This window comes from Streptomyces sp. 8P21H-1, assembly GCF_013302945.1.
On sequence record NZ_JABTYA010000169.1, the window covers coordinates 1,250 to 1,576 of the forward strand.

Sequence of the window (327 nt, forward strand, 5' to 3'; positions counted from 1 at the left end):
GTCCAGCTGCGGGTCCAGCAGCGCCAGCACCTCGTCCAGCGCCGCCGCGAACACCGGGAAGCGCGCGTACAGCTCACGCCCCATCCCCGCACGCTGCGACCCCTGACCGGAGAACAGGAGGGCGGTCCGGCGCTCGACGGCACGGTCCCGCGCCACCTCCACCGGTTCGCCCTCGGCGCCTGCCAGCAGGACGGCGCGGTACTCGAAGACCGAGCGGCCCGTGGCGAGCGAGAGGCCCACGTCCAGCGGGTCGGCGTCGGTGACGGAGGTGATCCGGGCGAGCTGCGCGTCCAGGGCCTCGTCGGACTTCGCGGACACCGGCCACGG

The 327-nt window shown here is 74.9% G+C and carries 1 pseudogene; it reads right to left on the bottom strand.

The features are described 5' to 3' along the window. Positions 1–327: pseudogene (locus HO151_RS07260) on the bottom strand (hypothetical protein); the annotation flags it as partial.